The 21,949-nt window shown below is 70.6% G+C and carries 20 protein-coding genes and 3 pseudogenes; 17 read left to right on the plus strand and 6 right to left on the minus strand.

Annotated features, from left to right (window positions below; genetic code table 11):
- The first annotated feature begins 17 nt into the window (after positions 1–17).
- From AB0P24_RS16840 to AB0P24_RS16905, 14 genes and pseudogenes are all read left to right on the plus strand, one after another.
- A complete protein-coding gene (locus AB0P24_RS16840; protein ID WP_365794559.1) occupies positions 18–1,163 on the plus strand; it encodes a VOC family protein in 1,146 nt (381 codons plus the stop codon).
- Entirely contained in the window at positions 1,160–2,098 is a 939-nt protein-coding gene (locus tag AB0P24_RS16845; RefSeq protein WP_365794561.1) for a fumarylacetoacetate hydrolase family protein, read from the plus strand. The genes AB0P24_RS16840 and AB0P24_RS16845 overlap by 4 nt, the downstream gene beginning before the upstream one ends.
- The gene (locus AB0P24_RS16850) at positions 2,095–3,717 is read left to right on the plus strand and encodes a bifunctional 3-(3-hydroxy-phenyl)propionate/3-hydroxycinnamic acid hydroxylase (protein ID WP_365794563.1); all 1,623 of its coding nucleotides are present in this window, start codon (positions 2,095–2,097) and stop codon (positions 3,715–3,717) included. The genes AB0P24_RS16845 and AB0P24_RS16850 overlap by 4 nt, the downstream gene beginning before the upstream one ends.
- On the plus strand, positions 3,714–5,747 hold the full coding sequence (locus tag AB0P24_RS16855) for an acetoacetate--CoA ligase (RefSeq protein WP_365794565.1): 2,034 nt from the start codon (positions 3,714–3,716) through the stop codon (positions 5,745–5,747). Before AB0P24_RS16850 ends, AB0P24_RS16855 begins: the two co-directional genes overlap by 4 nt.
- A complete protein-coding gene (locus AB0P24_RS16860) occupies positions 5,744–6,097 on the plus strand; it encodes a DoxX family protein (RefSeq protein WP_365794567.1) in 354 nt (117 codons plus the stop codon). Before AB0P24_RS16855 ends, AB0P24_RS16860 begins: the two co-directional genes overlap by 4 nt.
- 140 nt (positions 6,098–6,237) lie before the next feature.
- Positions 6,238–6,927: a hypothetical protein gene (locus AB0P24_RS16865; RefSeq protein ID WP_365794569.1), complete on the plus strand. Its 690-nt coding sequence runs from the start codon at positions 6,238–6,240 to the stop codon at positions 6,925–6,927.
- 108 nt (positions 6,928–7,035) lie between these two features.
- Positions 7,036–7,418, plus strand: a pseudogene (locus tag AB0P24_RS16870) (hypothetical protein).
- A 303-nt stretch (positions 7,419–7,721) separates the two neighbouring features.
- Positions 7,722–8,378: a response regulator transcription factor gene (locus tag AB0P24_RS16875; RefSeq protein ID WP_365794571.1), complete on the plus strand. Its 657-nt coding sequence runs from the start codon at positions 7,722–7,724 to the stop codon at positions 8,376–8,378.
- An 86-nt stretch (positions 8,379–8,464) separates the two neighbouring features.
- A complete protein-coding gene (locus AB0P24_RS16880; RefSeq protein WP_365794573.1) occupies positions 8,465–9,436 on the plus strand; it encodes a HAMP domain-containing sensor histidine kinase in 972 nt (323 codons plus the stop codon).
- 340 nt (positions 9,437–9,776) lie between these two features.
- On the plus strand, positions 9,777–10,349 hold the full coding sequence (locus AB0P24_RS16885) for a hypothetical protein (protein WP_365794575.1): 573 nt from the start codon (positions 9,777–9,779) through the stop codon (positions 10,347–10,349).
- Positions 10,346–11,560, plus strand: coding sequence for a peptidoglycan-binding protein (locus AB0P24_RS16890; protein ID WP_365794577.1), 1,215 nt, complete (start codon positions 10,346–10,348; stop codon positions 11,558–11,560). The genes AB0P24_RS16885 and AB0P24_RS16890 overlap by 4 nt, the downstream gene beginning before the upstream one ends.
- Positions 11,557–12,261, plus strand: a complete 705-nt coding sequence (locus AB0P24_RS16895) for an ABC transporter ATP-binding protein (RefSeq protein ID WP_365794579.1) — start codon at positions 11,557–11,559, stop codon at positions 12,259–12,261. The genes AB0P24_RS16890 and AB0P24_RS16895 overlap by 4 nt, the downstream gene beginning before the upstream one ends.
- On the plus strand, positions 12,252–13,499 hold the full coding sequence (locus AB0P24_RS16900) for an ABC transporter permease (protein ID WP_365794581.1): 1,248 nt from the start codon (positions 12,252–12,254) through the stop codon (positions 13,497–13,499). Before AB0P24_RS16895 ends, AB0P24_RS16900 begins: the two co-directional genes overlap by 10 nt.
- Before the next feature lie 93 nt (positions 13,500–13,592).
- Positions 13,593–13,796: pseudogene (locus tag AB0P24_RS16905) on the plus strand (hypothetical protein); the annotation flags it as partial.
- Positions 13,797–14,090: 294 nt separating this feature from the next.
- Here the strand turns inward: AB0P24_RS16905 and AB0P24_RS16910 are convergent.
- The 4 genes and pseudogenes from AB0P24_RS16910 to AB0P24_RS16925 form a co-directional block, all read right to left on the minus strand.
- A pseudogene (locus AB0P24_RS16910) lies at positions 14,091–14,213 on the minus strand (transposase); the annotation flags it as partial.
- Positions 14,214–14,263: 50 nt separating this feature from the next.
- Positions 14,264–16,105, minus strand: a complete 1,842-nt coding sequence (gene uppS, locus AB0P24_RS16915) for a polyprenyl diphosphate synthase (protein WP_365794583.1) — start codon at positions 16,103–16,105, stop codon at positions 14,264–14,266.
- A 51-nt stretch (positions 16,106–16,156) separates the two neighbouring features.
- Positions 16,157–16,981, minus strand: coding sequence for an ABC transporter permease (locus AB0P24_RS16920; protein WP_365794585.1), 825 nt, complete (start codon positions 16,979–16,981; stop codon positions 16,157–16,159).
- Complete coding sequence (locus tag AB0P24_RS16925) at positions 16,978–17,583, minus strand: ABC transporter ATP-binding protein (RefSeq protein ID WP_365794587.1); 606 nt, start codon at positions 17,581–17,583, stop codon at positions 16,978–16,980. The genes AB0P24_RS16920 and AB0P24_RS16925 overlap by 4 nt, the downstream gene beginning before the upstream one ends.
- A gap of 219 nt (positions 17,584–17,802) precedes the next feature.
- Here AB0P24_RS16925 and AB0P24_RS16930 point away from each other — a divergent pair, with 219 nt between their 5' ends.
- Entirely contained in the window at positions 17,803–18,033 is a 231-nt protein-coding gene (locus AB0P24_RS16930; RefSeq protein ID WP_365794589.1) for a hypothetical protein, read from the plus strand.
- An 80-nt stretch (positions 18,034–18,113) separates the two neighbouring features.
- Here AB0P24_RS16930 and AB0P24_RS16935 read toward each other — a convergent pair whose 3' ends face one another.
- Complete coding sequence (locus AB0P24_RS16935) at positions 18,114–18,260, minus strand: hypothetical protein (protein ID WP_365794591.1); 147 nt, start codon at positions 18,258–18,260, stop codon at positions 18,114–18,116.
- Positions 18,261–18,472: 212 nt separating this feature from the next.
- On the opposite strand from AB0P24_RS16935, the gene AB0P24_RS16940 reads away from it, so the two are divergent.
- Both AB0P24_RS16940 and AB0P24_RS16945 read left to right on the plus strand, forming a co-directional pair.
- Entirely contained in the window at positions 18,473–20,770 is a 2,298-nt protein-coding gene (locus tag AB0P24_RS16940; protein ID WP_365794593.1) for a molybdopterin-dependent oxidoreductase, read from the plus strand.
- A 131-nt stretch (positions 20,771–20,901) separates the two neighbouring features.
- The gene (locus tag AB0P24_RS16945; RefSeq protein WP_365794595.1) at positions 20,902–21,453 is read left to right on the plus strand and encodes an EF-hand domain-containing protein; all 552 of its coding nucleotides are present in this window, start codon (positions 20,902–20,904) and stop codon (positions 21,451–21,453) included.
- Here AB0P24_RS16945 and AB0P24_RS16950 read toward each other — a convergent pair.
- Positions 21,396–21,887, minus strand: a complete 492-nt coding sequence (locus tag AB0P24_RS16950) for a hypothetical protein (protein WP_365794597.1) — start codon at positions 21,885–21,887, stop codon at positions 21,396–21,398. The two genes, AB0P24_RS16945 and AB0P24_RS16950, sit on opposite strands and share 58 nt — an antisense overlap.
- Positions 21,888–21,949: the final 62 nt, after the last annotated feature.

The raw sequence follows: 21,949 nt of genomic DNA on the forward strand, positions 1-21,949 counted from the left end.
GTTGCCTGGAGGACACCATGTCCCACATCCCCGTTGACAAGGGCGGTCCTCAGACGCCCCACCAAGACCTCCACAGTGCGCAGGGCGCCCTGCGCGGCGAGCACCCCGGACGAGCCCGCAATCCCGTGATCAAGGTGGCGGACCTGGCCTGGCTGGAGTTCGAGAAGCCCGACCTGGACCGGGCCGAGGTGTTCGCACGTGATTTCGGCTTCGCGATCGCCGCCCGCACCGAGCAGGAGCTGTGGCTGCGCGGCACGTTCGCCGGCTCGCCCTGCGCGGTCATCCGGCGTGGGCGCGCCTCCCGCTTCCTCGGGCCGGCGTTCCGCGCGGCCGAGCGGGCCGATGTGGACCGGCTGGCCGCCGCCGTCGGACACACCGCCCGGGACATCGACGTCCCCGGCGGCGGCCGGTCGGTCACCCTGTTCGATCCCTCGGGCATCCCGGTCCGGGTGGTGCACTGCGCCGAACCGCTGCCCGCGCTGCCCGAGCAGCCCCCGCTGCTCCTCAACACCGGCACGGATCACCGTCGTACGAACGCCACCCAGCGCCCGCCCCGTGAGCCGTCCCGCATCCAGCGCCTGGGCCACGTGGTGCTGGAGACCCGGACGTTCGCCCGCACCCTGGACTGGTACCTGGACACCCTCGGGATGATCGTGTCCGACTTCCTGTTCCTGGACGGGCAGCGCAGACGCGGTCCGACGATGGCGTTCGTCCGCTGCGACCAGGGCAGCCTGCCCGTGGACCATCACACTCTCGCCCTGCACCTGGGTCCCGGTACCGGCTACGTCCACTCCGCCTACCAGGTCACCGACCTGGACGCGATCGCCGCCGGCGGGGAGTACCTGGCCGAGCGCGGCTACCAGCGCAGCTGGGGGATCGGCCGGCACATCCAGGGCAGCCAGCTCTTCGACTACTGGCGCGACCCCGACCGCTTCATGCTGGAGCACTTCGCCGACGGCGACCTGTTCTCCTGCGACCTCGAACCCGGGTGGGCGCCGATGTCGGCGAGCGGCCTGGCCCAGTGGGGGCCGCCCGTCACCCGCGACTTCCTGGGGACCAACCCCTCCCCCGCCAAGCTCCGCGAGGTCATGACGGCCCTGCGCGGCGACAACGAACTCGACCCCGCACGCCTGCTGGGCCTGATGAAAGCGATGAGCTCATGAGCACCAACGTTCTGCGCACCCCTGATGGCTGGTGGGTCGTCCGAGACGAGCGCGCCGTCCGCGTCGAGACCAAGGCGGTCACCACCGCCGGACTGCTCACCGAGCGCGACGCTGTTCGGGAGGCCGCCGCCTCCGGCGACAGCGGCACACCCGTCGCCGAGCTGGTGGCGCTGCCACCGGTCACCACTCCCTGCCGGGTGGTCGCCCAGATGGTCAACTACCGCAGCCACGCCAAGGATTCGGGATTCACCGGCGACATACCGCCCACCTTCTTCCGCAAGGCGTCCGGCTCGGTCAGCGGCCCGCACGAGACGATCGTCCGCCCCTCGCACGTGCGCTTCCTCGACTACGAGGTGGAACTCGGCCTCGTCATGGGCGCACCGCTGCCCGTGGGCACCGTTGTGGAGGAGCGGGACCTGCCTTCTTATGTCGCCGGGCTCGTCCTCACCAACGACGTCAGCGCCCGCGACGTCCAGCTGACCAAGACCCAGTTCTACGAGAGCAAGTCCTACCCGACGTTCACACCGACGGGGCCGTACCTGGCCCTGCTGGAGCCCGAGGACTTCGCCCGCCTGATCGACCTGCGGCTGCGGCTGAACGTCAACGGCGTACCGCGCCAGGACCGCACCCTCGCCGACATGATCGTACGACCGGCGCAGGCACTCACCCTGCTCGCCCGCTTCCAGGCCCTCTCCCCGGGCGACCTGCTGCTCACCGGCACGCCCGGCGGCACCGCCCTGAAGGCCCCGCCCAAGCCGGTCGAGAAGATCGCCGCCCTGCTGCCGCCCGCGCTGAAGTGGAAGGCGTTCTTCAACGGCCAGGCGAAGAACCCCCTGTACCTGCGCGACGGCGACCTCGTCACCGCCACCATCGCCACCCCCGACGGGCACATCGACCTGGGCGAGCAGCGGACCGCCGTAGCGGACGCGACGTGAGCGCCACAGCCCGGAGACCGGTGGTCATCATCGGCGCGGGACCCGTGGGCGTCACGGCCGCACTCCTGCTCGCCCGGCACGGAGTGCCCAGCCTGCTCCTCGAACGCCACCGGGACGTCTACCCCCTGCCGCGCGCCGTCGTCGTGGACGACGAGGTCCGCCGGATCCTGCAGAGCGTCGGCATCCACGAGGAATTCGCCGCCCTCGCCCGGCCGGCGCGAGGGCTGCGCCTGCTGGACGCCCGGCACCGCGTGATAGCCGAGTTCGCGCGGTCGCCGCATGGTCACCACGGCTTCCCCCAGACCAGCATGTTCGACCAGCCGGACCTGGAGGACCTGCTGCGCGCCGCTCTGGCGCGCCGCCCGGAGTGCGAGCTGCGCGGCGGGGTGGAGGTCGTGTCCGTCACCCAGGGCACCGACGGGACGGCGCCGGTCCGGGTCGCCTTCCGCCGCGACGGCAGCGACGAGGACGAGCACGTCTGGGCCGATGCCGTCCTCGGCTGCGACGGAGCCGGCAGCCTCACCCGCGACGCCATCGGCGCCGCCTGGGAGGACCTGCACTTCGAAGAGAGCTGGCGGGTCATCGACGTACGCACCAGCCGCCCGGTGCGCACCTGGGAGGGCGTGGACCAGATCTGCTGCCCCACCCAGCCCGCCACCTTCATGCGCCTCGGCGAGGACCGCTACCGCTGGGAGTTCCGGCTGCCCGCCGACGTACCACTGGACGGCCCGGACGGCCGGGAACGCGTGCGCGAGCTGGTCGCCCCCTGGGTGGACGTGCCGTCCGCCGCCCCGGGAGGCAACGACTTCGAGGTGATCCGGCAGGCGCAGTACACGTTCCGGGCCCGCCTGGCCGACCGGTGGCGCCAGGGACGGGTCTTCCTGCTGGGGGACGCGGCCCACCTCACCCCGCCCTTCATCGGCCAGGGTCTGTGCGCGGGCCTGCGCGATGCCCGAAACCTCACCTGGAAGCTCGCCCGCGTTCTCCGACAGGGCGCGGACGAACGGCTGTTGGACACCTACGAGCGCGAGCGTAAACCGCACGCCCGCTACGTGATCCGGCTCGCCGTGGCCATCGGCTGGGCCATGACCGGTGGGCAGGACCGCGGCGCGGCACTCCGTCGGGCCGTCGTCGGTGCCGCGTGCCGCGTCCCAGGCGTGACCGCGGCGGTGAGCCGCGACCTCAGCCCCGCGCTGAGCGCCGGCCCGCTAGTGCGGCGCCGCCCCGGACTCATCGGACGTGGGCTGACCGGCACCTTCTGCCCTCAGCCCTGGGTGATCGTCGACGGCAGGCGAGTCCGCCTGGACGACGTCCTCGGAGACTCCTTCGCCCTCCTGACCGCTGTGCCGCCCACCCCGCACATGACGTCCGTGGCCACGGCACTCGACGCACCCACGATCCACGTCGACGACCTTGACGACGACGGCACGCTCGCCGCCTGGCTGGGCCGCGGCCGGGCGGACGCCGCCCTGCTACGCCCCGACCGCGTCGTGATGGACACCGTCCCCGCCGGGACCGGCCGCTTCCCGGACCCCACCGCCTGGGCCTCCCTGCTCCACACGGCCCGCCCTGCCACCGATGCCCGGCCCGTCCCCCTGCCGAGGAGCACCGCACCGTGACCACCCCGCACCCCACGCCGCAGCCGGAACCGTTCCTGCCGCCCGACCCGAGGACGGCCGCCGGCAGCCGCATCGCGGATTTCGCCCGCTGGGCCGCCCGGCACCGGGGCGCCGAAGGGATCCAGGACCCCAGCGACTACAAGGCCCTGCACCACTGGTCCGTCACGGACCTGGAGGGGTTCTGGGCGGCGGTGTGGGAGTACTTCGACACCGACGCCGCCATGCCGTACGAGCGGGTGCTGGCTGAGGAGACCATGCCCGGCGCCCGCTGGTTCCCCGGCGCCACCCTCAACTACGCCCACCACGCACTGCGCAACCTGCACCCGGACGCCCCCGCGATCACCGCACTGGACGAGACCGGAGCCGCCTACGAGATCACGGGCCGAGAGCTGCGCGCCCAGGTCGCCTCCGTCGCGGCCACCCTGCGCGACCTGGGCGTCGGACAGGGCGACCGGGTGGTCGGCTACCTGCCCAACACCCCCCACGCCGTCATCGCCTTCCTCGCCACCGTCAGCCTGGGCGCGGTGTGGTCGGTGTGCGGCCAGGACTACGCCCCCAAGGCCGCGGCCGACCGCTTCGCCCAGCTCGAGCCCACAGTGCTCATCGCGGCGGACGGCTACCTCTTCAACGGCACCACGCACGACCGCTGTGCCGCCTCCCTCGAACTGGCCGCCGCCCTGCCCACGCTGAAGGCCACGATGCTCGTGGACCACCTGGGCCTCACCTGGCCCGAGACCCACCACACCGGCCTGACGCTTCCCTGGGACGACGCCGCCACCCGCACCGAATACCTCACCATCACCCCGGTGCCGTTCGACCACCCGCTGTGGATCGTCTTCTCCTCCGGCACCACCGGCCTGCCCAAGGGCATCGTCCACGGCCACGGCGGCGTCCTGCTCGAACACCTCAAGATTCTCGCCCTGCACTGCGATCTGGGCGTCGGGGACCGCCTGCTGTGGTACACCACCACCCACTGGATGATGTGGAACCTGGTCGTCTCCACCCTGCTGACCGGCGCCACCACCTGCACCTACGACGGCAGCCCCGCGCCGCAGGCGCGCCCGGACATCCTGTGGGAGCAGGCGGCCCGCCACAAGGTCACCGTCTTCGGCACCAGCCCCCAGTACCTGCTGGCCATGACCAAACTGGGCATCGAACCGTCCACCCATGACCTGTCGGCCGTCCGGGCCATCGGCTGCACCGGCTCCGCCCTGCCCGCCTCCGCCTACCCCTGGGTCCGCGACCACGTGGGCGCCGGTATCCAGCTGGCCTCCACCAGCGGCGGCACGGACGTCGTCTCCGCCTTCGCCGGCAGCGCCCCCACCACCCCCGTCTGGGCGGGGGAACTGTCCGCCCCCAACCTGGGCGTGGCGCTCGCGGCGTACGACGACGCGGGACGGCCGGTCGTCGACCAGGTCGGCGAACTGGTCGTCACCCGCCCGATGCCGTCGATGCCGCTGTACTTCTGGAACGACCCGGACGGCAGCCGCTACCGCGACGCCTACTTCACCGCCTACCCGGGCGTGTGGCGGCACGGCGACTGGGTCACCCTCACCTCGCACGGCTCAGTGATCGTCCACGGCCGCTCCGACGCCACCCTCAACCGCAACGGCGTACGCCTGGGCAGTGCCGACATCCACGACATCGTCGAACGCCTCCCCGAGATCACCGAGGCCCTCGTCATCGGTGCGGAGGAACCCGACGGCGGCTACTGGATGCCCCTGTTCGTCGTCCCCGCGCCCGGTGCCACCCTGGACGACGCCTTGCGCGAGAAGATCCGCGACGCGATCCGCACCGGCGCCTCGCCCCGCCACGTGCCCGACGAGATCCTCGCCGTGCCGGCCATCCCGCACACCAGGACCGGCAAGAAACTCGAGGTCCCGGTCAAGCGCCTCCTCCAGGGCGCGCCCGCCGAGCAGGTCCTCAACCCGTCGGCGGTCGACAACCCACACCTCGTCGCCTACTTCGCCGACCTGGGAGCGGAACGCCGCCGGGCGCGGCACCCGCACACCGTCAAGGACGCCTCATGAGCCTTTCCGCCGCCCTGGCCTGTCTCATCGCGCTGGTCTTCGCTCTGCTGGGCGTGGCCAAGATCCTGGCGCTCGGCCCGATGCCCGAGCTGGCCGCCCACGCCGGCTTCACCACCGCCTCCTACCGGGTGATCGGCTCGCTGGAGCTGGCAGGCGCCATCGGCGTGGCCGTCGGCCCGGCCCTGCCGCTGTTCGGAGAGCTGGCCGGCCTCGGCCTCCTGATGCTGCTCGCCGGTGCCGTGACCACACACGTACGCAGGGGAGACGGGCTGCCCAGGCTCGTCCCCTCGGTGGGGTGCGCCGCGCTGGTCGCCTGGTATCTCGTGCTCCTTGCCGGGGCCGGCTCGTGACGTCGGCCGGGCGGTGCAGCGGCCACCTGTGACACGCGGGACCGCCCGGCCCGTCGGCTGCTGCGCGCAGGTGGCGGAGGTCCCGGGTCCTCTGAGCGAGCCCACGCCGACGCTGGCACACTGAATGTGTGGTTCCGCTGATGACCGCGGCCGACCAGGTTGCGTCCTCATCACTCACCGGCGCCAGTGTGGTGTCGGCCTGTGCACTGTTCTTCACCGTCGCTTCGTTCTGGTGGCTCAACGCCAGACAAGGGCAGCTGAAGACGTGGGAGCCCCATGCCTTCGCGGCGATCATCCACTCGTCCACGGCCCGCCTGCGGCTCCCGCTCGTCCTTCACAACACCGGTCCCAAGCCGATCGTCGTACAGGACCTCATCCTGACCTTCCCTGACGAGCCCGCTTCTCACCTGCCGCTTCTGTGGATGTCCTCACCGTCTCGCCTCCAGCCGGGGCCGGACGAAGAGACGAAGCTGCCGGCCGGCTTCGTCGTGCCCGGCAGAGAAGCGCAACAACTCTTCATCGAGTTCGAGGCGCCCTTCTCCGGATTCATGCCGGAAGCCCGTGACTACAAGGTCCAACTGCAGGCGAGGGTCGGCCACCGCAAGGGGTGGCGACGTCTGCTGACGTTCACCCTGCGGGCCGCCAACATCATCGATCCGGACCGCTACGCCGTCTACAACAACGCACCGGTCGAGCTGACGAAGGAAGATCGGAAGAGGGCGGATGCCGCGCTCCTTGAGCTGTTGAAAGAGCAAGGAGACTCCGCTTCGGGCGACAGGAGACAGCGGCATTCTTCCGGTGACGACGGCGACGCCGGTACGAGCCGCTGATGTCAGCACCCGCCGACCGGGCAAGCTCCCGCTGCGAGCAGGAGATCACGTGCGGCGCTGCCTGTTGCATGACACCGCACGTGGGGGCGGTCGAGTTGATCTGGAGTCATGCCCTCCGGCCCTCTGCGCCCCGCACCCACCCCGAGGGACGTCCCGGGCGCGGTCGCCGAGGACCTCGCGCCGTGCCGGGAGAAGTTCCGCCGCCGTCCGCCGGAGTCGCTGGACGAGCCGCGCGGGCCGACCCACGGTGTCGTAGAGCTGCCGCTGCACATGGCATGGTCCGGGAGACCTCATACCACCTGGGCGAACCACGCCGGTGCATGGGCCTGTACCGCACCGTCCTGCACGAGGGCCTGCACGACGACCTGCCCCGCTACCTCAACCAGGACCTGCTCCTCCAGCTGTGGCCGGTGCTGCGCACCCTCGTCGGCCGCACCGTGCGGGAAGACGCCTTCCCCCAGCTCGCCGCCCGCACCCGGGCAGCCGCGTGACGGACATGCCGGAGCTGCACACACGGCTCCTGACAGATGCCATCGCGCTCGGTTCCCCGTACCCGCTGGTTCTCACCGGCGGATACGCCGTGCGAGCCCACCGCCTCGTGTCGCCACCGACGGTCAAGCGGGCGGACAGCGGGGCGGTCTCCAGCGCGTGCGCCGTCCAGCCGCGGGCTTCCAGACCGGCGCGGAGCGTGGCGGCGATGTCGGCCACGGGCGCCGGGTTCTCCCGAACCGGTGTCCCGTTGGTGGGACCACGGCTCACCTGAGGCTCACCCATGCGCACGGATACTGAGGGCCATGGACGTACTGCTTGTCGAGGACGAGGTGGAACTCGCCCAGATGCTCGCCGACGGACTGCGTGGCGAAGGCATGGACGTGCGCGTCGCTCATGACGGCGCCCGCGCCCTGGAGCTGACCGCCGCCACCGACTTCGACGTCGTGGTCCTGGACCGGGACCTGCCCGGCATCAGCGGCGACGCCGTGTGCCGCACCCTGGTCGCTTCCGCTCACCCCGCCCGCATCCTCATGCTCACCGCGTCCGGCACCATCTCCGACCGGGTTGAGGGGCTGGGCCTGGGCGCCGACGACTATCTGGCCAAGCCGTTCGCCTACGTCGAGCTGGTGGCCCGGGTGCACGCGCTGGCCCGGCGCCGGGGCGCACCGGCGTCGCCCACGGTGCTGGAACGCAGAGGTGTCCGGCTCGACACCGCTCGGCGACTCGCCGAACGCGACGGACGTCCCCTCGCGCTCACCCGCAAGGAGCTCAGCGTGCTGGAGGTGCTGCTCGCGGCGGACGGTGGCATCGTCACCACCCGGGAACTGCTGGAGCAGGTGTGGGATCCGTACCTGACGCCCGAGACCACGGCCGTCAAGGTCGCGGTCTACCAGCTGCGCAAGAAGCTGGGCGATCCCCCGCTGATCGAGACCGTGCCCCGCTTCGGATACCGCCTGTGAAGGCCGCCCGCTGCAAGGGACCATGGCCCGCTGCCCTGCGGCGTCTGTCTCTGCGTAACCGGCTCACCCTCCTCTACAGCGGGGCCATGCTCCTCGCCGGCGGCGTACTGCTCGCACTGAACTGGCTCTCGGTCCGCCAGGTCATCGGTGCACGGGGCCAGAGCCTGGTGCCGCTGCTCGACAGCGCCCAGACCGCCACCGCGTCGGTACCCTCGACGCCGAGCACGCCCGCGCACGCCTTCGACTCCTTCGAGAGTGCCGTCCTCGACGACCTGCTGCTGCGCTCGGGCATCGCGCTGGTGCTGCTGACCGCCTGTGCGGCCTTCCTGGGACGCAGACTCGCCGGCCGCTCCATCGGCCGGCTGGAGAGGGCGTACGCCGCACAGCGTGTGTTCACCGCACAGGCGTCCCACGAGTTGCGCACCCCCCTCACCCTGCAACGGACCGCCCTGGAAGTGCCTCTCGCCCAGGGCCGGGTACCGGCCGATCTGCGACCGGCCCTTCACCAGGCGCTCGCGGCGACCACGCGCAGCGAGGAACTGATCAGCTCCCTTCTGGCCCTCGCCACAGGAGAGAGCGGCACCCTGCACCCGACCGGCACCGACCTGGGCCGCCTCGTCGCTTCCGCGCTGACCGATGTCGGCCAGGACATCGCGGCGCTCTGCCTCCACGTCCGTTCGGACCTCGCTCCCGCCCCTGTGGAGGGCGACGCCCCACTGCTCGCCCAGCTGGTGAGCAACATCGTCATCAACGCCGTCCGTCACAACGTGCCCCACGGGCAGGTGCACATCGCAACCCGGCACGACCGCGCCGACGGACGCAGCCGGCTCATCGTCTCCAACACCGGTGCTGTGCTCGACGACGCCACGACGGCTGACCTGTTCACCCCGTTCCGCCGGGGCACACCCCGCTCGGGTGCTCCCCGCGGCAGCGGGCTGGGGCTTTCCGTGGTCAAGGCTGTGACGGACGCCCACCGCGGGACGGTGGAAGCACAGTGCCGTGCGGGCGGGGGCCTGGAAGTGCGCGTGGCTCTCCCGGACCGCTCGGTCTCCGCCTGACACGTCCGCCGGACCGGGGAAGGCATACATCCCTGCCGGGGGACGCGGGGTAGCCGGGCGGGCGACGGGTGACGGCCGGGTGGCCGTGCGGTGGCCGCCACCCGGAACGCCGGCCTGGGGATTCGCCGGTGAGCCTTGGGTGGCATACAGGCGGAACCCGCCCGGCCTCGGCTGTCCGGGCACCCGCTGGCCGTCTCGTCGGACGGCTGCCCGGGCCGACGCTCGCTCCGGCGGGTGAGCCAAGGGTGAGTCGTCGTCTTACCGGGCCGACACCGCACCTGCCGTACCTCTTGTCGTGTCCGTGGGCGGACCCTCCGCCCACTTCCCGTTGGAGGCTTCGATGCGTGTGCGAACGCGGGTGTCATCCGTGGTCCTGGTCATGTCCGGGGTGTTGCTGGTCGCCGGCTGCGGCAGCGGTTCCGATGGAGGCGGCGGCAAGGACGACGTCGCGTCCGTCGACAAGAAGGGCACTTCCGCGCCCCCCGTCGACAAGGAAGCCACCTACCGCAAGTTCGAGAGCTGCCTGCGCGACCAGGGCGTCTCCGGGGTGAAGGTCGACGACAACGGTGTGGGCCTCAGCGCCTCCGGCGCGGACAAGAGCGGCGGCGGCTCCGACGAGCAGAGCGACGCCCAGGCCATCGACAAGGCCATCGCGGTCTGCAACAAGAAGGTCCCCGGCATGCAGCAGCTCCGGGCCCAGCACGACGAGAAGGCCGTGCAGGACGCCCGCAGGTTCGCCGCCTGCGCCCGCAAGAACGGCATTCCCGACATGGCCGACCCCGGCGTCGTCGACGGCGCTCCGCAGATGAAGATGCCCGACGTCCCCCCGGAGACCTGGACCAAAGTCCTGGAGAAGTGCAAGGACTACATGTCGGGCGGCGTGGGCCTCGTCAACGAGGGGGGTGGCCGGTGAACACGGCTCACGAGGCCGGATCCCTCGACCGGACCGGCGACAGCACCGAGTCCGAGGACTCCTCTTCCCCGACCGGCCGCCGTCGTGACGGCCGACGCCGCACCGGCCGCTCCCGCCGGGTCGCCGGCGCCGTCATCACCGTCGCGGCGGTGACCGCCCTGGCGGTCACCGCGCAGCAGCACGGCTGGCTGGACGGCCGGGACGGCGGCACGGGTGACGGCACCGCCAAGCCCCAAGCGACCGCCGTGGTCGAGCGCACGTCCCTGTCGACCGGCATGGACGTCAAGGGCACCATCGGCTACGGGCACGAGACCGAGGTCGTGGGCCGTGCCGGCGGTACCCTCACCGCCATCCGGCAGACCGGGGACGTCGTACGGCCCGGGCAGTGGCTGTGGGAGCGCGACGGAGTCCGCGTTCCGTACTTTCGGGGCGACCGCCCGCTGTGGCGGATGCTGAAGAAGAACAAGACCGGAAAGGACATGCGGGGCGAGGACGTTCGCGCCCTGAAGAGGAACCTCATCGACCTCGGCTACGCGGACGGGCTGGGCCTGACCGCCGACGACACCTTCACGACCGCCACCGAGACCGCCGTGAAGCGGTGGCAGAAGCAACTGGGCTCCCCTCGGACCGGCGCGGTCGACCCCGGCTCGGTCGTCGTGCTCGGCCTGCCCCGCCTGCGCGTGTCCCAGACCGTGGGCGTCGTGGGCTCATCGCTGACCGGTACAGCCCTGCTCAAGGTCACCGGCACCCGACTGGTGGCGACCGCCGAGGTCTCCTACAGCCAGCTGTCACGCCTCTCACCCGGCACCGGACTCAAGGTCGGTCTCCCGAACGGGAACACGGTGAGCGGCAAGGTCACCGCCGTCAACATCAGCGCCCAGCAACAACAGGACGGCGGCGGACAGGACCAGAGCGGGGACACCAAACAGCAGTCCGAGGTGAGCGTCTCCCTTCCGGACCAGAAGACCGTAAAGGCGGCCGGCCCCGGACCGGCCGCACTCACCGTGAGCGACCACAAGGCCAACCAGGTGCTCGCCGTCCCGGTCACCGCGCTCCTCGCCCTCGCGGAAGGCGGTTACGGCGTCGAAGTCATCCAGCCCGATGGGCAGCACAAGCTCATCCCCGTGACGATCGGCCTCGTCGCAGACGCCCGAGCCGAGATCACCAAGGGCGACATCAAAGAAGGCACCAAGGTGGTGATCCCCGAGTGAGCACCTGCACCGCCGTTCCCGTCCTCGACCTGGTCGACGTCGTCCGCGAGTTCCCCACCGACCCGCCGACCCGTGTCCTGCACGGCATCAGCCTCACCGTCGAAGAGGGCGAACTCGTCGCCGTGGTCGGCCCGTCCGGGTCCGGCAAGTCCACCCTCCTCGCCCTGCTCGGCACCCTGGACCGGCCCAGCTCCGGCAGCCTCGCCGTCACCGGCCACCCGGTGGACCGGCTCAGCGAGTCCCAACTGGCGGTCCTGCGCGCCCGCGACATCGGCTTCGTCTTCCAGCAGTTCTTCCTCATGCCCGGACTCAGCGCGGTGGAGAACGTGGCCACCGGCCTGCTGTACTCGGGTGTCGACTCCGCGGAGCGGCGGCGCCGCGCCACGGACGTCCTCAGAACCGTCGGCCTCGGTCACCGGCTCCGGCACCAGCCGAACCAGCTCTCCGGCGGCGAGCAGCAGCGCGTGGCCATCGCGCGCGCCGTGGTCGGCGCACCGCGACTGCTGCTCGCCGACGAACCCACCGGTGCTCTCGACACCCACTCCGGTCAGGAGATCGTCGAGCTGCTGCGCACCCTCAACTCCCGGGGGACGACCGTCGTGGTCATCACTCATGACGCCGAACTCGCCGAGTCCTTCCCCCGCCGGATCGGCATCCGGGACGGACGCATCGCCTTCGACGAGCGAGGGCCGTGGATGTGACTTCCTCCCTCACTCCCCCGCCTGGCGGGGCGCAGACCCACACGGTCGAACCGCTGCCACGGCCCGCCCGGCTACGGCCCGGCGACATCCTGCAGCAGGGGACGCTCGGACCGCGCATCCGCCGCCTGCGCGCCATGCTCTCCGCCCTCGGCATCGCCCTGGGCATCGCAGCGCTGGTCGCCGTCACGGGGGTGTCGGCCTCCAGCAAGGCCCACCTGCTGGCGCAGCTCGACAGGCTCGGCAGCAATCTGCTCACCGTCTCACCCGGCAAGGGCCTCGACGGCACGCAGACCACGCTGCCGCCGCAGGCGGAGAAGATGCTCTCCCGCATCGGCCCCGTCCAGCAGACCACCGCCGTCACCATCACCGAGGCCAAGGTGTACCGGACCCCCTACATGCCCAGGGACCGCGACGGCGGCCTACAGGTGGTGGGCGCCCGACGCAACCTGCTGTCGGCGCTGCGCGGCGAACTGCAAGCAGGCCGCTGGCTGGACGCCTCCTCGGAGAAGCTGCCCACCGTGGTCCTCGGCCACGACGCCGCGGAAGCGCTCGGCCTGTACACGCCGGGCAGGCGGGTGTGGATCGCAGACCGCTGGTACGCCGTCATCGGCATCCTGCGCGCCAACGAACTCGCTCCCGAGATCGACCGTTCGGTGCTGATGAGCTGGACCAACGCCGTCAAGGACCTCAAGTCCGACGACACGGCGAGCACCGTCTACCTGCGCACCGACCCCGACAAGGTGTCCGCCGTGCAGAACGTCGCGGGTGCCACCGCGAACCCGGCCGCACCGCAGAGCGTCGCCGTCTCCCGCCCCTCCGACCTGCTCAAGGCCCGCTACGAGACCGTCTCCGGCCTCAACAGTCTCGTCATCGCCCTGGCCTCGGTCGCCCTGCTGGTGGGCGGTGTCGGCATCGCCAACACCATGGTCGTCGGCGTCATGGAGCGCCGCGGCGAGATCGGTCTACGGCGCTCGCTCGGCGCACGCACGGGACAGATCGCCACCCAGTTCCTCATCGAGGCCGCCGTCCTCGGCGCGGTCGGTGGCGTCATCGGCGCACTGCTCGGCGCCGTGGGCGTCTTGGGCTACGCCGCTTGGGAGAGCTGGCCCGTGGTGGTCCCGCCGGCCATCCTGGTCACCGGGCCCGCCGTGGCCATGGCGGTGGGTGTCCTGGCCGGCCTCTACCCGGCCCTGCGGGCCTCCCGGCTCGCTCCGACAGAGGCGCTGCGCTCACTCTGACGTTCTGGTCGGAAAGCGGCGGGGCCACTGGACTTCGACCTCGGCAACGGCCCTATCCAGGCAGGTGCGGACCGGGCGAGATCGTAGCTGCGCGACCTGGGCAAGCCGCGCCGGCGTATGGGCCTGTACCGCACCGTCCCGCACGAGGGCCTGCACGACGACCTGCCCCGCTACCTCAACCAGGACCTGCTCCTCCAGCTGTGGCCGGTGCTGCGCACCCTCGTCGGCCGCACCGTGCGCACCGTATGGGACGACGCCTTCCCTCAGCTCGCCGCCCGCACGCGGGCAGCCGCGTGACGGACATGCCGGAGCTGCACACACGGCTCCTGGCGGATGCCATCGCGCTCGGTTCCCCGTACCCGCTGGTTCTCACCGGCGGGTACGCCGTGCGAGCCCACCACCTCGTGAACCGCCCCAGCCAGGACCTCGACGTCGCCACCCCCGCGGCCGCTTCGAGCGCGAGGATCCGCAGGCGAACCTCACGGGCGCCGAGTGGACCGACGACGAAGCCTTCGCCGCCTGCTCCTCGACGACCTGACGTTCCATCACGACCAGGGGCGGCCGGTGGTGCGCGTCGGCCACCTGCTCAAGCAGGACCTGGGCGGCGGCGCGGTCTCCGGTGTCCGCGGCGGAGACCATCACCCCCAGCAGCAGACCGAGGGCGTCGACCACGACGTGCCGCCTGCGCCCATTGATCAGCTTGCCGCCGTCGAAGCGACGGCTGTCCGACCCGACGACGGCAACCGGGTTCGGCTCAGTTCCGATCAGGAGACGGATGTCGTGGTGGACGATGGGGTGGGAGCGGCGCCGTGGCGGCGTTGACGGCGGCTGTATTCGGTGATCGCGTGCCATAGGTGGCGTCGGTCGATGTCGGGCCAGAAGTCGGGGGTGAAGTGCAGCTCGGCGTAGGCGGTGTGCCAGGGCAGGAAGTTGGAGGTGCGTTGTTCGCCCCCGGTACGCCACAGCAGGTCGACATCCGGCATGTCGGGGTGGGGCAGGTGGCGGGCGAAGTCCCTTTCGCTGATGTGGTCGGGGTCGAGTTGTCCGTCGTGTACGCGGTGGGCGAGCGCGGCGGTGGTGCGGGTGATCTCGTCGCGGCCGCCGTAGTTGATGCACATGGTCAGCGTCAGGCTGGTGCGGCCGCGGGTGGTGCGTTCCCGGCGGCGGAGCAGGTCGACGACGTCGGTGGGGAGCTTGCCGGTGCGGCCGTGCCAGCGCATGTGGACGTCGAGAGCGTGGAAGGGGTTGTCGGTCAGCTCACCGCGGACGACGTCGAGGATCGCGTCGACTTCCTCGGCGTCGCGTTTCCAGTTCTCGGTGGAGAAGGTGTACAGGGTCAGGTGGCGCAGGCCGATCTCGAGTGCGCCGTGGACCGTCTCGCGCATGGCGGCGGCTCCGGCTCGGTGCCCGGCGTGCCGGGCCAGGCCGCGTTGTTGGGCCCAGCGGCCGTTGCCGTCCATGATCACGGCGACGTGGACGGGCATCTGCTCGGCCGGGATTCGCGGGGGAGGGTGCCCGGCGGGGTGGGGAGGTGGTGCGCTGAACGTACCGTTTCGCGCTGCCCGCGCGGCGGGCAGGGCGTTGTGTGGGGTTGGGCGGTGCGGGGGTGGCACGGTGACGGGGGTGAGGGTCCAGGCCAGGGCGGCGCGGGTTCGGGCGGGGGCGAGGATGCGGGCGCTGGTGAGGAGGCTGGGCCGGGGCGGGGTGCGCAGGAGGGAGGGTCCGGCGTTGGTGATGGCGTCGAGCTGGGCGCGGAGCAGGTCGGCCATGGTGTTGAGGATGGTGGCGGGTCCGGGGTGCATGCCCCGGGTGAGGGCGGGCTGGGTCACCCACTGGCGGGCCAGGCCACTCAGGTGGGTGATCAAGCTGCTGACAGCGGGGCTCCAGCGTAAATCTGTCAGGTCGCCTGCGGCTTTCGGGTAGCGGTCGAGGGCGTCGTCGGGCAGGAGGAGATCGCCCTGGGCGAGGTCGGCGGACAGGTCGGTGAGGATGTCGGTGAGGCGGACGCCGTCGAGGAACTCCTCGTAGATCTCCTGGGTGTCCAGGCGTAGCGTCACGGGGACGCCGGCCCTGTCGAAGAGTTCGCGGACCTGGTCGAACCAGGGCAGCAGGTTGCCGCGGCCCCAGGAGCGCCAGGCGCTCCAGTCGGCGAAGCGCCGGCCATGGGCGTCGTCCTGGACCAGGGACATCGCATCGTGCAGTTCGCTCAGGTCCAGGCGCCAGCGCTGCGCGGTGTCCACCAGCGCGTGACGGACCAGGTCCGTGCTGGTCCCGGTCATCAGCTCGCGCTCCAGCGCGGTGATCCACTGCTCGACCCGGGCGGCCCGCTCAGGCGGAGCGACGGTACGGTCGTCGGCCAGGTCGTCGATGGCGTTGGCTGCCGCCCACAGGGCCCAGCAGGCGGGGCGCACTGCGGCGGGCACCAGTTGGATCAGCGCGTACTCGGCCCGGTCTTGCTCCCTGGTCAGCTGCCGGCAATGCCGGTACGCCGCCCGCAGCGTCCGATCATTGCCGATCACCGCCCGGGACGACTTCGCCGGGGGCCGCGCCGGCGTCGTCACTGCGGTCTGCTGGACCTGGGAGGTGCGTTCATCCGTGGCTGTCACATCGCGCCCAACGATGCCGGCAGGCATCCGGTTGCGGCCTAGTCGCGCATGTCACAGCAGGTCAGCGGTCTGCTGATGCCGGGCGGACTGCTCCGGCACAGGCCCGTGCGGTGTCACCGTCAGGGTGGTGCGGGTACGCCGGTGGAAGGCGAGCAGGCCCAGCAGCGCCGCCGCGGTGAACCAGGCCAGCTGCCAGAGCACGTACCGGGGTACCGAGACGGAGGAGAAACCTGCGGCGGTGGCCGCCTGCATGGCGCCGTAGGACGGCAGGAACCGGGTGATCGTGCTGCCCGCACCAGAACTCGTGATCGGGTTTTGCAGCAGAAGGTCCACGATGCTGGTCATCACGATGGCGAACATGCCCTCGACCTCGCGGCGCAGCAGCGCACCGAAGCCGACCCCCAGCACGCCATAGGTCAGCCCGGCGCAGAAGAACGCCGTGGTCAGCAGCACCGGCTGGCGGGGTGTCCAGGTCAGGCAGGTCACCGCGGTGGCGTATGCGGCGATCAGGGCGCAGACGAAGGTGAGCGCCGCGACCTTCGCCGCGACCAGATGTGTGCGGGGATAGCCGGCCATGGCCAGACGCCGGTCGAAGCCGCTGCTGGTGAAGGTCGCGGCGAACATGAGGAAACCAGTGATCAGAGTGACGGCGTTGAGCGCGCCGCTGATCGCGGTGATCTCGTTACCCCGAGGAGCCAGCAGCTCCCCGGTGGCCCGAAGGCGCAGACGGGCCGGGGTATCGGGGATCGCAGCGTGCGCCAGCAGGACCCACACGGGCAGGAACAGGGCGATCAGCACCACGGCAAAGCGGTTTCGGCCGTGCTCCACCAGCGCGTACCGCGTGGCCGTGGTGAGCAGCATCATCTGTTTCCTCATGCCGCACCTGCCATCTGCGGCTGAAGCCGGCCGCCGCTCAAACACCACAGCTCATCCAAACGCTCGGTGTCGTAGGCCAGATGGGAAACCACCAGGACCGAACGCCCCCGATCACGCAGACGGCCCGCCAGTTGCCAAAACCGCAGGTAAGTGTCCCAGTCGAACCCTTGGTACGGCTCGTCCAACAGCAGCACCTGCGGATCGTGCATCAACGCCAAAGTGAGGTTCAGCTTCTGCCGCGTGCCGCCGCTGAGCACCCCGGCCCGCTCATCGACGTACTCGACCAGGCCGAGCACCTCCATCACCTCCTGAGCGTGCCGCAGGTCATCCAGCCGGAACGCCGCCTGGAGGAAGGCGAGGTGCTGGCGCACGGTCAGCGCGTCGTTGAGCACCACCTGCTGCGGGCAGTATCCAAACCGGCCGGCGTGTCGAACCTGGCCGCCGGACGGCCGAAGCTCCCCAGCCAGGATCTTCAGCAGGGTGGACTTGCCTGCACCGTTTTCTCCCACAATGCCGGTCAGCGCCCCTGCCGGCAGTCGCAGATCGACTCCCCGCAGCACGCGCCGTTTCCCGTAGCAGTGGTGCACATCAATGACTTCCACCAGTACAGCCCCAGCCAGCACACTCGACGACGGTGATCCACTGCGACAACGAATGCGTTGGGGGAGAGAAACGGGCCCCCGTAAGACGGGATGCCTTCAAGCTCACGACTGCACCCTGGGCGGTAACCCTCGCGGACCTGGAGAACTGGGCCCCGATCGTGGGCATCCAGCACGAGTACAGCCTCGTCGAGCGCACCGGCGCCCCGTGAGCTCCTGCCCATGGCCGAGAGCCTCGGGCTCGGCGCAGCCCTGTGGTCTCCGCTCGGCGGCGGACTGCTCACCGGCAAGTACCGCAGCTCCGCCGGGGGACGCCCGAGCGACCTGGGCATGGTCATCCACACCGAGAGCACCGGCCAGAAGACCGCCGTCGTCGACCGTCCTGGCGATCGCCGAGGAGACCGGCGTGACGCCCGCCCAGGTGCCGGTGGCCTGATGGGTGAACGCGGCTGAGGACGAGGTGCGCCCGCGCCGCAGCCAGGAGAGCAACACAGCGGGAGCGGCTGCCGGTCGCCGCAGGTTTCGGCGGTCTGTCAGACGATCTTCAGGTCGCAGGGGCCGGCGAAGGGGACGTAGCCGTCGTTCGTCTGAATCCACAGCTGGTAGCTGCCGACGGGGAGATCTCGGGAGGTCGGGATGGATACCGTGCCGCCGGTGTCCCGGACGTATTGCCAGCCCATGACGACACATGCTCCCTGAGGCGAGTCGACGCGGACGGCGCTTCTGTGCGGCCGTTGGAAGGGTCGTGCACGTGCAGGGTTGGGCAGCAGGCCGCAGGGGGAGTCTGTGTCCTGCGGCCCGTCAACTGACGTGGAGCCACTGTGACATAAGTGGCCGCTGTCCTAGAGCCGGGGAACTTCAGGGACGGAGTTGATGCATCGTGGAACGACGCATGTCGGTTGCGACGCACTGGGGCAGTTTTGTCGCGGTGGTTGATTCCGGTCGGCTGGTGCGAATCGAGCCGAGGGGCGATGACCCCGCGCCGTCGCCCATCGGACCCGGAATGGTGACAGCCGCCGACGACAGCGCCCGCGTGTTGCGCCCCGCGGTACGCAAGGGCTGGCTGAACGGCCTGCCGCGCGCCCACGACACGGCCAGGGGCGCGGACGCCTTCGTGGAGGTGAGCTGGGACGACGCGATCACCCTGGTGAGCGAGGAACTGCGCCGAGTGCGTTCACAGCACGGAGACAGCGCGGTGTTCGGCGGCTCCTACGGCTGGGCGAGTGCAGGCGCGTTCCACAACGCGCAGGGGCAACTCCACCGGTTCCTGGCGTTAGGCGGGGGATACACCGACTCTCGCAACACGTACAGCACCGCAGCTTTGGAGGTCATCCTCCCCCATGTGATCGGCGGATCTCCGTGGAGTTACCAGTCCCGGATGCCGATGTGGGACGAGATCGCCGAGAACTGTGAGCTTGTGGTGGCGTTCGGAGGGCTGGCCCTCAAGAACAGCCAGATCAACCCCGGCGGACTGGCCAGACACCAGACGCAGGACCTTCAGCGACAGTGCCGTGCGGCCGGGGTGCGGTTCGTGAACATCAGCCCTATCCGCAGCGACACCGCCGGCTTCCTCGACGCCGAGTGGCTGCCCGTCATCCCCAACACCGACACCGCCGCGATGCTCGGCATTGCACACACCATGCTGGTCAACGGCTGGCACGACGAGGACTTCCTTCGCCGTTGCTGCGTCGGGTTCGACCGCTTCGCCTCCTACTTGACCGGCGCATTCGACGGCGTTGCCAAGGATGCTGCCTGGGCAGCGAGGATCACGGGCATGAGCCGGGACACGATCACCGAACTGGCTCGCCGCCTGTCCACGCACCGTTCGCTCATCATGGTCAACTACGCGATACAACGGGCGGACCACGGCGAACAGCCGATCTGGATGTCGGTCGTGCTGGCTGCCATGGCGGGCTCGATGGGGCGGCCAGGCTGCGGCTGGGGCGCGGGCTACGCGACGATGGACGCGACCGGCGTCGCCCCCGGCCGGCCCTCCGTGGCGTCGATTCCCCGGGTTCCCAACCCTGTCGCGGATTTCATCCCTGTCGCACGGATCGCCGACACCCTGCTGCATCCGGGCAAGACCATCGACTACGACGGCCGGCGCCTGACCTTGCCCGAGCTCCGCCTGATCTACTGGTGCGGAGGGAACCCGTTCCACCACCACCAAGATCTCCACCGCTTGACCCGCGCCTGGCAGACCCCTGACACGGTGGTGGTTCACGAAGCCTGGTGGAACACCACGGCCAAGTTCGCCGACATCGTCCTTCCCGTCGCCACCAGCCTGGAGCGCGACGACTTCGCCGCCGGATTCTCCGACCCCCACCTCGTCGCGATGCCGAAAGTCCGTGAGCCGGCGGGCGAGTCACGCACCGACCACCACATCTTCACCGCCCTGGCCTCCCGGCTCGGATACGAGTGCGAGTTCACGCAGTCACGCTCCGAGATCGAATGGGTCCGGCACCTCTACGAGCAGACGAGGGCCGACCTCGGCGACGACGGGGCCTTGCCGAGTTTCGACGACTTCTGGCGAAGCTCCACGGCTGAGCTGCCGGCGCTGAGCGGCCCGTTCCCCGGCAGCTTCGAGGCGCTCCGCGCAGATCCGCAGCGTTTCCCCCTTACGACCCCGTCGGGCCGGATCGAGATCTTCTCCGAGGAGGTCAACTCGTTCGGCTACGACGACTGCACCGGGCATCCGGCGTGGTTCGAACCAGTGGAGTGGCTCCGTGCCGGCCTATCGGACCGATTCCCGCTGCACTTGATCTCGAATCAGCCCGCCTCACGTCTGCACAGCCAGTACGACAACGGCGGCCACAGCCTCAGGTCGAAGATCCGTGGCCGCGAGCCCGTGACGATCAATCCGCTGGACGCCGCGTCCCGTGGCATCGAGAACGGCATGATCGTACGCGTCCACAACGACCGCGGCAGCTGCCTGGCGGGCGCAGTCCTGTCGGACGATGTCATGCCAGGCGTCATCCAACTGTCCACCGGAGCATGGTGGGACCCGGCCCAGCCAGGCCAGAGCGGCACCTTGGACCGCCACGGCAATCCGAACACCCTCACGGCCGACCGAGGGTGCTCGCGACTGTCCCAGGGACCGAGCGCCCACAGTGCGCTCGTCGACGTCGAGCTCTACGACGGCCCCCTTCCAGATGTGCTCGCCTTCACACCACCACACCTCGAACGCTGACACGCAAGCTGCCTGCCTCTTCGGGCAGGTTCTTCGAGTTCGCCGTCGTCAAGCGCGCAGCGGGCCGCCCCGGCTGCCAGAGGCTCCCCCCGTTTTGCAATTGCGTAATCAGATGAATACTGTGCGCAGTCGTGACTGCACTTCAAGACCTCAAGTACGGCCAGTGGTTCAGGGGCGCCGACGTCGACGGCGACGGGTTCATCACCCAGCAAGACGTCCGCGCGATGAGCGAGCGCTACATCGCCGCCCGAGACACCCCGCCGGACTCCGCGACCGCCCGCCGACTCATCGAGGGAATGGACGGGTTCTGGACGAATGTGATCGCCCCGATGGACCAGGACGGTGACGGGAAGGTCGACCTGCGGGAGATGATCGAAGGCTTCAGGAGCGTCCTGACCGACCCCGCCCTCTATCCGCAGCAGATCGCGCCGGTCACCGACTGCTTCTTCGACCTCGTCGACCTCAACGCAGACGGCAAGATCGACCAGGCCGAGTTCCAGCAGATGTTCGACTCGGTCGCCGGTGTGCCCGGCGAGGACTGCGCCACGGTCTTCGCCGCTCTGGACAGGGACGGCTCCGGCGGGCTGGACCGCGCCGAATTCCACCAGGTTCTCACCGAGTTCTTCTACGGCAACGACCCGGATGCTCCCGCCAACCACCTCTTCGGCAGGGTCACGGCCTGACAGCCCGGGATCCGACCGCCCACACCACTGCTGTGCGGGCGGTCGGCGCCGAGGCCCCAGGCCAGGCAGTCCCTGGCGCGCCTCGTCGCCACGTAGACCACCTCGGTGCCCTCGCGAATGCCCAGGTGGACCAGTTCATGCGTGCGCACGTACAGGTCCTCCAGGAACGGGGTCGCCACCTCCGGCAGGCCACGCTCCACCGAGGCGCGCATCCCCAGTTCGAAGACCAGGCCGGACAGACGGTAACGGCCCGCTGCCCGGTCGAGCAGGCGCGCGGCCACCGGATCGCCGAGCGTGCGATGCAAAGTGCCCTTGGGCAGCCCAGCGCGACGCTGCAACCCGGCGAAGCCGAGGGTGGTGTCCTCGGCGCTCGAGGCCGTCGCCGCCCCCTGGGGAATGGCGACGGACAGACAACACTCCTCGCGGTCCGACACCGGGGCCGGACCGTGACGGCGGGGACCACGGACCGCGTCGACCGCCGCGAAGCCGGCGCGCG

Source organism: Streptomyces sp. NPDC086519, assembly GCF_040686075.1.
Classification (GTDB): domain Bacteria; phylum Actinomycetota; class Actinomycetes; order Streptomycetales; family Streptomycetaceae; genus Streptomyces; species Streptomyces shenzhenensis.

Excerpts from the sequence above, each read along its gene's own strand:
- AB0P24_RS16840 (WP_365794559.1), top strand. The coding sequence starts at position 18 with ATGTCCCACATCCCCGTTGACAAGGGCGGTCCTCAGACGCCCCACCAA.
- AB0P24_RS16845 (WP_365794561.1), top strand. The coding sequence starts at position 1,160 with ATGAGCACCAACGTTCTGCGCACCCCTGATGGCTGGTGGGTCGTCCGA.
- AB0P24_RS16860 (WP_365794567.1), top strand. The coding sequence starts at position 5,744 with ATGAGCCTTTCCGCCGCCCTGGCCTGTCTCATCGCGCTGGTCTTCGCT.
- AB0P24_RS16865 (WP_365794569.1), top strand. The coding sequence starts at position 6,238 with ATGACCGCGGCCGACCAGGTTGCGTCCTCATCACTCACCGGCGCCAGT.
- AB0P24_RS16875 (WP_365794571.1), top strand. The coding sequence starts at position 7,722 with ATGGACGTACTGCTTGTCGAGGACGAGGTGGAACTCGCCCAGATGCTC.
- AB0P24_RS16880 (WP_365794573.1), top strand. The coding sequence starts at position 8,465 with ATGCTCCTCGCCGGCGGCGTACTGCTCGCACTGAACTGGCTCTCGGTC.
- AB0P24_RS16885 (WP_365794575.1), top strand. The coding sequence starts at position 9,777 with ATGCGTGTGCGAACGCGGGTGTCATCCGTGGTCCTGGTCATGTCCGGG.
- AB0P24_RS16920 (WP_365794585.1), bottom strand. The coding sequence starts at position 16,981 with ATGAGGAAACAGATGATGCTGCTCACCACGGCCACGCGGTACGCGCTG.
- AB0P24_RS16930 (WP_365794589.1), top strand. The coding sequence starts at position 17,803 with ATGGCCGAGAGCCTCGGGCTCGGCGCAGCCCTGTGGTCTCCGCTCGGC.
- AB0P24_RS16935 (WP_365794591.1), bottom strand. The coding sequence starts at position 18,260 with ATGGGCTGGCAATACGTCCGGGACACCGGCGGCACGGTATCCATCCCG.
- AB0P24_RS16940 (WP_365794593.1), top strand. The coding sequence starts at position 18,473 with ATGTCGGTTGCGACGCACTGGGGCAGTTTTGTCGCGGTGGTTGATTCC.